The organism is Streptomyces sp. 150FB (assembly GCF_000818195.1).
GTDB lineage: Bacteria > Actinomycetota > Actinomycetes > Streptomycetales > Streptomycetaceae > Streptomyces.
Genome location: NZ_JTHL01000001.1, coordinates 3048915 through 3056071 on the forward strand (window position 1 = coordinate 3048915; position 7157 = coordinate 3056071).

Annotated in this window: 8 protein-coding genes; 6 read left to right on the forward strand and 2 right to left on the reverse strand. The window is 71.4% G+C overall.

The window, feature by feature from the left end; all coding sequences use genetic code 11:
* Positions 1–830: pyridoxal-dependent decarboxylase (locus QR77_RS12945; protein ID WP_236710626.1), on the forward strand; the 830-nt coding region annotated here is incomplete at its 5' end.
* On the opposite strand, the gene QR77_RS12950 is transcribed toward QR77_RS12945, so the two are convergent.
* On the reverse strand, positions 804–2171 hold the full coding sequence (locus QR77_RS12950; RefSeq protein ID WP_052488710.1) for an FAD-linked oxidase C-terminal domain-containing protein: 1368 nt from the start codon (positions 2169–2171) through the stop codon (positions 804–806). The two genes, QR77_RS12945 and QR77_RS12950, sit on opposite strands and share 27 nt — an antisense overlap.
* 98 nt (positions 2172–2269) lie before the next feature.
* Between QR77_RS12950 and QR77_RS12955 the strand changes: the two genes are divergently transcribed.
* On the forward strand, positions 2270–3772 hold the full coding sequence (locus QR77_RS12955; RefSeq protein WP_107068924.1) for a tetratricopeptide repeat protein: 1503 nt from the start codon (positions 2270–2272) through the stop codon (positions 3770–3772).
* Between the two features lie 70 nt (positions 3773–3842).
* Here QR77_RS12955 and hppD read toward each other — a convergent pair whose 3' ends face one another.
* Positions 3843–5000 (reverse strand): 4-hydroxyphenylpyruvate dioxygenase, encoded by a 1158-nt coding sequence (gene hppD, locus QR77_RS12960; RefSeq protein ID WP_040021810.1) that lies wholly within the window; start codon positions 4998–5000, stop codon positions 3843–3845.
* Positions 5001–5132: 132 nt separating this feature from the next.
* On the opposite strand from hppD, the gene QR77_RS12965 reads away from it, so the two are divergent.
* The 4 genes from QR77_RS12965 to QR77_RS12980 all read left to right on the forward strand — a co-directional run.
* The gene (locus QR77_RS12965) at positions 5133–5612 is read left to right on the forward strand and encodes an Lrp/AsnC family transcriptional regulator (protein ID WP_040021812.1); all 480 of its coding nucleotides are present in this window, start codon (positions 5133–5135) and stop codon (positions 5610–5612) included.
* Positions 5613–5711: 99 nt separating this feature from the next.
* Positions 5712–6293, forward strand: a complete 582-nt coding sequence (locus QR77_RS12970) for a helix-turn-helix domain-containing protein (RefSeq protein WP_040021814.1) — start codon at positions 5712–5714, stop codon at positions 6291–6293.
* A gap of 15 nt (positions 6294–6308) precedes the next feature.
* A complete protein-coding gene (locus QR77_RS12975; protein WP_040021816.1) occupies positions 6309–6521 on the forward strand; it encodes a hypothetical protein in 213 nt (70 codons plus the stop codon).
* Positions 6518–7157: MFS transporter (locus QR77_RS12980; protein WP_150130563.1), on the forward strand; the 640-nt coding region annotated here is incomplete at its 3' end. The genes QR77_RS12975 and QR77_RS12980, both read left to right, overlap by 4 nt.

Consider the following 7157-nt stretch of genomic DNA (forward strand, 5'->3'; position numbering starts at 1 on the left):
GGCGGCTGCGTACGGTACCCAGCACCGCCGACCGGCGGATGGACGCGGGCGCGCTGCGGGCGGCGGTCGCCGCTGACCGCGCCGCCGGGCTGCTTCCGTTCTGTGTGGTGTCCACGCTCGGTACGACCGGCAGCGGCGCCGTCGACCCGCTGGAGCCGGTCACCGAGCTGTGCCGGAGCACCGGCATGTGGCACCACGCCGACGGCGCCTGGGGCGGACTCGGCGCACTCGTGCCCGAACTGGCCGCCGCCTACCGGGGGATGGACGGTCTCGACTCGCTGACCGTGGATCCGCACAAGTCGCTGTCCGTGCCGGTGGGTTGTGGCGCGGCCCTGGTGAGCGACCCGGACCGGCTGCGTGCCGCCTTCTCCTTCCGGGCCTCGTACCTGGAGGGCGGGGACGACGTGCCGTGGATGTCGGACTACACCGTCGAACTCACCAGGCCGGGCACCCGTGCGCTGAAGCTGTGGGCCACCCTGCGCCACCTCGGCCGCTCCGGGGTGGTCTCACTGCTCCAGCGTTACCAGGACCTCGCGGCGTATCTGCGCGAGCGGATCGGTGAGCATCCCGGACTCGACCTGTGCGCTTCGGGCCCTCTCCCGGTGGTCTGCTTCCGGGTCAGGGACAGCGGCGAGGGGCCCCGGACGGATCACGCCGCGCTGGCGGCCCGGCTCCAGGCGCGTGGCCACGCGTATCTGGCGACGGTGGAACACTCCGGTGAAACGGTCCTGCGCGCCTGTATCTGCAACTACCTCACCACCACGGCCGACCTGGACACCTTGGTCGGGGAGGTGCTGGCCGTCTCAGAACAGCTTGCCGGGGTTGAGTAGCCCCAGCGGGTCGAACGTCTGCTTGATCCCGCGCTGCAACTCGATTCCCACCGGGCCGAGTTCGCGGGCCAGCCACTCCTTCTTCAGTACGCCCACGCCGTGTTCGCCGGTGATTGTGCCGCCCAGCTCCAGGCCGAGCGCCATGATCTCGTCGAACGACTCGCGGGCCCGGCGTGATTCGTCGGGGTCGTCGGCGTCGAAGCAGACCGTGGGGTGCGTGTTGCCGTCGCCGGCGTGGGCGCAGACGCCGATCGTCAGGTCGTACTTCTCGCCGATGGCCTCGATGCCGACGAGCAGGTCGCCGAGCCGGGAGCGGGGCACGCACACGTCGTCGATCATCGTCGTGCCCTTGACCTGCTCCAGCGCGACGAGCGCCAGGCGCCGTGCCTGGAGGAGGAGTTCGGATTCGGCGGCGTCGTCGGCCGGGACCACTTCGGTGGCTCCGGCCGCCGTGCACAGCTCCCCCACCGCGGCCAGGTCGGCCGCCGGGTCGGCGGTGTCGAAGGCCGCGAGCAGCAGGGCCTCGGTCGTCTCGGGCAGGCCCATGTTCGCCATCGCGTTGACGGCGCGGACCGTCGTACGGTCCATGAGTTCGAGGAGCGAGGGGGTGTGCCCGCGCTCCATGATCCGGCAGACGGCGTCGCACGCGGCTTCCGACGAGCCGAACTCGGCGGCCAGCACGAGCTGTCGCGGCGGCGCCGGCTTCAGCGCGAGAACGGCCTTGACGACGATGCCGAGGCTGCCCTCGGAGCCGACGAAGAGCCGGGTCAGGTCGTATCCGGCGACCCCCTTGGCCGTGCGGCGCCCGGTGGTGAGCAGCCGGCCGTCGGCGAGGACGACGTCGAGGCCGAGGACGTACTCCGCTGTGACGCCGTACTTGACGCAGCACAGCCCGCCGGACGCGGTGCCGATGTTGCCGCCGATGGTGCACATCTCCCAGCTCGACGGGTCCGGCGGGTAGTAGAGGCCCTGCTCGCCGACCGCGCGCGACAGGGTGGCGTTGATGACGCCGGGTTCGACGACGGCGATCCGGTCGACCGGGCTGATCTCCAGGATCCGGTCCATCTTGACGAGGGAGAGGACGACACAGCCGTCCGAGGCGTTCGCCGCGCCGGACAGTCCCGTACGCGCGCCCTGCGGGACGACGGGGACGCGCAGCGCGGTCGCCGTACGCATCACGTGCTGCACCTGTTCGACCGTGCGCGGCAGGACGACCACGGCGGGCGTGCCCGCCTCGCAGAAGCTCGCCATGTCGTGCGCGTAGGAGGCCGTCACGTCCGGATCGGTGATCAGGGCTTCGGCGGGCAGCGCCGCCCTGAGCTGTGCGAGGAGGTCATCCATGGTCCCAGAGTCGCACCCGGGGGCCATCGGTGTGAACCCGTCTGCGATCCACGGCCCAGGAACAGATGTGCTCTTCATATTGACGCACAGTAATAATCATGAACGCCATGACGACGGAGCACATCACGCACATCAGACGGGCGGTGGTCGCCGCCGGACTGGGCGCCCTGCTGGTCGCGGCCGCCCTCGTGTTCGTACCCGACGGCGACCGGGAGGCCGCCCCGGCACCGGGCCCCGAGTCCCGTGCCATGACCGCCGCCGACTCCGGGGCACCGGCCTCGCTGCCGGATCTGACCGCGCTCATCGGCGACCGGGAGGCGTGGGTACGCAAGCACCCCAAGGACGACCAGGCGTGGGCGGTACTCGGCTCCGCGTACGTGGAGCGGGGCGCCCGGCGGGCGGACTGGGCGTCCTTCCCGAAGGCCGAGCGGGCGCTGCGGCGTTCACTCTCCGTGCTGCCCGCCGACCGGGGGAATCCCGCGGCGATGATCGGGATGGCCGCGCTCGCCGACGCCAGGAGCGACTTCCCCACCGCCAGGAAGTGGGGCGAACGGGCCCACGCGGCCCGGCCCAAGGGGTGGGCCGCGTATCCGGTGCTGATCGAGGCGTACAGCGGGCTCGGCGACTACGCGTCGGCGGGCAAGGCCCTCGACAGGTACCGCAAGCTGCGCAAGGGCGCCCCGGTGCTGGCGCGCTCCTCCGAGGTCTACCGGGGGCGCGGCTGGAGCGAGGACGCGGAGGAGAAGGCGGCCGAGGCGGCGCAGCGGGCCGGGTCCCCCACCGAGAAGGCGGCGTCGCTGCACACGCTGGGCGATCTGGCCTGGGAGCGGGGTGACGCGAAGGAGTCGCTCGGCCACTTCGACGCCGCGCTCCAGGCGGCGCCCGACCACTCGCCGTCGATGGGCGGCCGGGCGAGGGCGCTGGCGGCGCTGGGCAGGACCGACGAGGCCTACGCCGGCTACCAGTTGGCGTTCCAGCACCTTCCGCTGCCCGAATACGCCCTTGAGCTGGGCGAGTTGTACGAGTCGCTGGGGCTGGACGGGGACGCGCACAGCCAGTACGAGGCGCTCACCGCGAAGGCCGCGCTCGCCCAGGGGCAGGGCGTGAACGAGGAGTTGGTGCTCGCGAGGTTCGAGACCGACCACGGCGATCCGGCGGCGGCCGCCCAGCGGCTGACCGCCGAGTGGGCGCGGCACCGGAGGAGCGTGGAGGTCGCCGACGCGCTGGGGTGGGCGCTGTACCGGTCGGGCCGGGCCGAGGAGGGGCTGACGTACGCGAAGAGGGCGACGGATCAGGGGCCGCGCAGCGCGCTGTTCTCGTACCACCGGGGCGAGATCGAGCGGACGCTCGGGATGGCCGGGCCCGCCCGCCGCCACATCGATGAGGCCGTGCGGATCAATCCGAACTTCTCGCCGCTGCTGGCGCCCCGCGCGCGGGAGGCGCTGGACGCGCTGGGGCAGCCGGGTACGGGTGGGAGTGCGGGTGCGGGTGCCGGCGCCCAGGGGCCCCCGGACGCGGGGGACGGTACGGCGGGTCAGGTACCGGCTCCGCCCGGGGTCGTGGAGGCGCCCGGGGTCGTGGAGCCGGCACCGGTGGCGTGACACGGCTACGGCCCCACGGGTCAGTTTCCGTGGGGCCGTCCGGCAGCCGTTCGCGAGCGGGGGCTACGCGTCAGAGATTCCCGCGCCTCTCCTGCTCACGCTCGATCGCCTCGAAGAGCGCTTTGAAATTGCCCTTGCCGAAGCCCATGGAACCGTGCCTTTCGATCATTTCGAAGAAGACTGTCGGTCGGTCCTGGACAGGCTTGGTGAAGATCTGTAGCAGGTAGCCGTCTTCGTCCCGGTCGACGAGGATTTTCAGCTCGCGCAGGGTCTCCACCGGCACCCGGGTCTCGCCCGCCCACTCGCCGAGCGTGTCGTAGTACGAGTCGGGCGTGTTCAGGAACTGGACGCCGGCGGCGCGCATCGCGCGTACCGAGGCGACGATGTCGTTCGTGGCGAGCGCGATGTGCTGGACGCCCGCCTCGCCGTAGAACTCCAGGTACTCGTCGATCTGCGACTTCTTCTTGCCGGCGGCGGGCTCGTTGATCGGGAACTTCACCTTGAGCGTGCCGTCGGCGACGACCTTCGACATGAGCGCGGAGTACTCGGTGGCGATGTCGTCGCCCACGAACTCCTTCATGTTCGTGAAGCCCATGACCTTGTTGTAGAAGCCCACCCAGTCGTTCATCCGGCCCAGCTCGACATTGCCCACGCAGTGGTCGATGGCCTGGAAGGTGCGCTTGGCGGCGGGCTCGACGATCGGCTCGGCGGCGGCGAAGCCCGGCAGGTAGGGCCCGTCGTAGCCGGTGCGCTCGACGAGGGTGTGCCGGGTGCGGCCGTACGTGGCGATCGCCGCGACGACCACCGTGCCGTGCTCGTCCTTGAGTTCGTACGGCTCGGTGAGGCCCCGCGCGCCCTGGCCGGTGGCGTACGCGTACGCGGCGCGCGCGTCGGGGACCTCGATCGCGAGGTCGACCACGCCGTCACCGTGCTCGGCGACATGGTCGGCGAGGAAGGTGCCCCACTCGGTGGACGGCTTGATGACGGACGTGAACACGAAGCGGGCGCCGCCGTTGGTCAGGACGTAACTCGCGGTCTCCCGGCTGCCGTTCTCCGGGCCCGAGTACGCGACGAGCTTCATGCCGAAGGCCGTGGAGTAGTAGTGGGCCGCCTGCTTGGCGTTGCCCACGGCGAAGACGACGGCGTCCATGCCCTTGACCGGGAACGGGTCGGCCGTGGCGGCGGTGTCGGGGGCGTCGGTTGCGGGGTGCGTCGAGATGTCAGCCATGGCCTCAGGCTCTCCCCGTTCCACAAGGTGCGCAATACTTCCGGATTTCACTGGGCAACCTGCACAGTGGTTCGCCAGAATGACGGGGCGATCTGCACAGCATGACCAGGCCATCCGGGTGAAGGGCGTTCCATGGGCATCGACGGGCTCGACGGCAAACTCATCGTGCTGCTGGCGCGGGAGCCGCGCATCGGGGTACTGGAGGCGTCGCGGCGGCTGGGCGTGGCGCGCGGGACCGTACAGGCGCGGCTCGACCGGTTGCAGTCGGGCGGCGTCATCCGGGGATTCGGCCCGGCCGTGGACCCGGCCGCGCTGGGCTACCCCGTCACGGCCTTCGCCACGCTGGAGATCAAGCAGGGCCAGGGCGCCGAGGTGCGGGCGCATCTGACGACCGTGCCCGAGGTCCTCGAACTGCACACCACGACAGGCCAGGGCGACATGCTGTGCCGCCTGGTCGCCCGCTCGAACGCCGATCTCCAGCGGGTGATCGACCTGGTGGTCGGCTACGAGGGCATCGTGCGGGCGTCGACGGCGATCGTGATGGAGAACCCCGTACCGCTGCGGATCATCCCGCTGGTGGAGCAGGCGGCGCGGAGCACTGACGAACGCTGACGAGCACTGACAAGGGGTGAGCGGGAGCTCCTCCACTCGCAAAGAACACGTTGCAAAGAAGTACTTGCAACATGTTCTTTGCAACTCTAGAGTGGAGCCATGCCCGAATTCATCGAGGAGAACGCCCGCGAGCTCGATCCGCGCTCACTGCGCGGCCTCGCCCACCCGCTGCGCATGCGCCTGCTGACGGCCCTGCGGCACCACGGCCCCGCCACCGCCTCCCAACTGGCCGACCGGCTGGGCGAGTCCAGCGGGGCCACCAGCTACCACCTGCGCCAGCTCGCGGCGCACGGCTTCGTCGAGGACGACCCGGAGCTCGGCAAGGGGCGGGAGCGCTGGTGGAAGGCCGCCCACCAGGGAGTGAGCCTCAATCCGGAGCTGTACTTCGACCCCGATCCCGAGGTGCAGGGCGCGCTCAACACGTTCGTCAACCAGATCGCGACCATGCACGGCCAGGAGCTGAGCACCTGGCTGGGGACGCGGCACGAATGGCCGGCCCAGTGGGCCACGGCGGCCGACTTCAGCGACTTCACCCTGCGCCTGACGCCCGAACTCCTGGAGGAGATGGAGACCAAGGTGCACGACCTCATCGACAGCTACCGCGAACGCGCACTGCCGGACGACGCCGACACGGCGCAGATCCGGGTCCATCTGCACGCCTTTCCGCAGAACAACGCCTGAGGGGGATCCCAAGTCATGCACTCCGACATCCATCTGCACCTGCACACCGCACGCGCCGCCGAACTCCGCCACGAGGCCGCCGGACACGCGGCCCTGGGCCACACCCCGCCGCCGGGAGCGGCGAGATCCTCGCGCTCGGGCCTCCGTAGCCAACTGGGCTGGAGCCTGGTCGAGTTGGGGCTCCGGCTCGTCAACAGCCCCGCACAGAGCGGGGCCCGGGCGGCATGAGCGCGTACGGGGGAACGTACGACATACCGCCCGCCGGCCGCGACCGGCGGCCGCTGGCGGCCGTCCTTGCCGCCAACACCGTTTCCATAGCCGGGAGTTCACTGACGCTGATCGCGGTGCCCTGGTTCGTCCTCCAGACCACCGGCAGCGCGGGCAAGGCCGGGGTGGTCGCCTTCTGCGCGACCCTGCCGGTGGTGGTGGCAGCCGTGGTCGGCGGGCCCGTCATCGACCGTCTCGGCCGGCGCCGGGTGTCGGTCGTCTCCGACCTGATCTGCGGTCTCGCCGTGACGGCGATCCCGCTGCTGCGATTCGCCGGGGTGCTGCAGTTCTGGATGCTGTGCGCGCTGATGGCCGTCAGCGGACTCGTCCACACCCCCGGCCTCACCGCCCGCTCCGTCCTCGTCCCCGACCTCGCCGAGCGAGCGGGGACGCCGATCGCCCGGGCGGCCAGCCTGATCGACGCGTCCTCGCGGGGCGCCCGCATGATCGGGGCGGCGGTGGCCGGCGTACTGATCGCGTTCCTCGGCGCCGAGACCGTCCTGCTGCTGGACGCGGCGACCTTCGCCGCCTCGGCCGCGCTGGTCGCCGCCGGGCTGCGCGGGATCCGCGCCGCCGAGCCGCAGCGGCTCCCCCCCC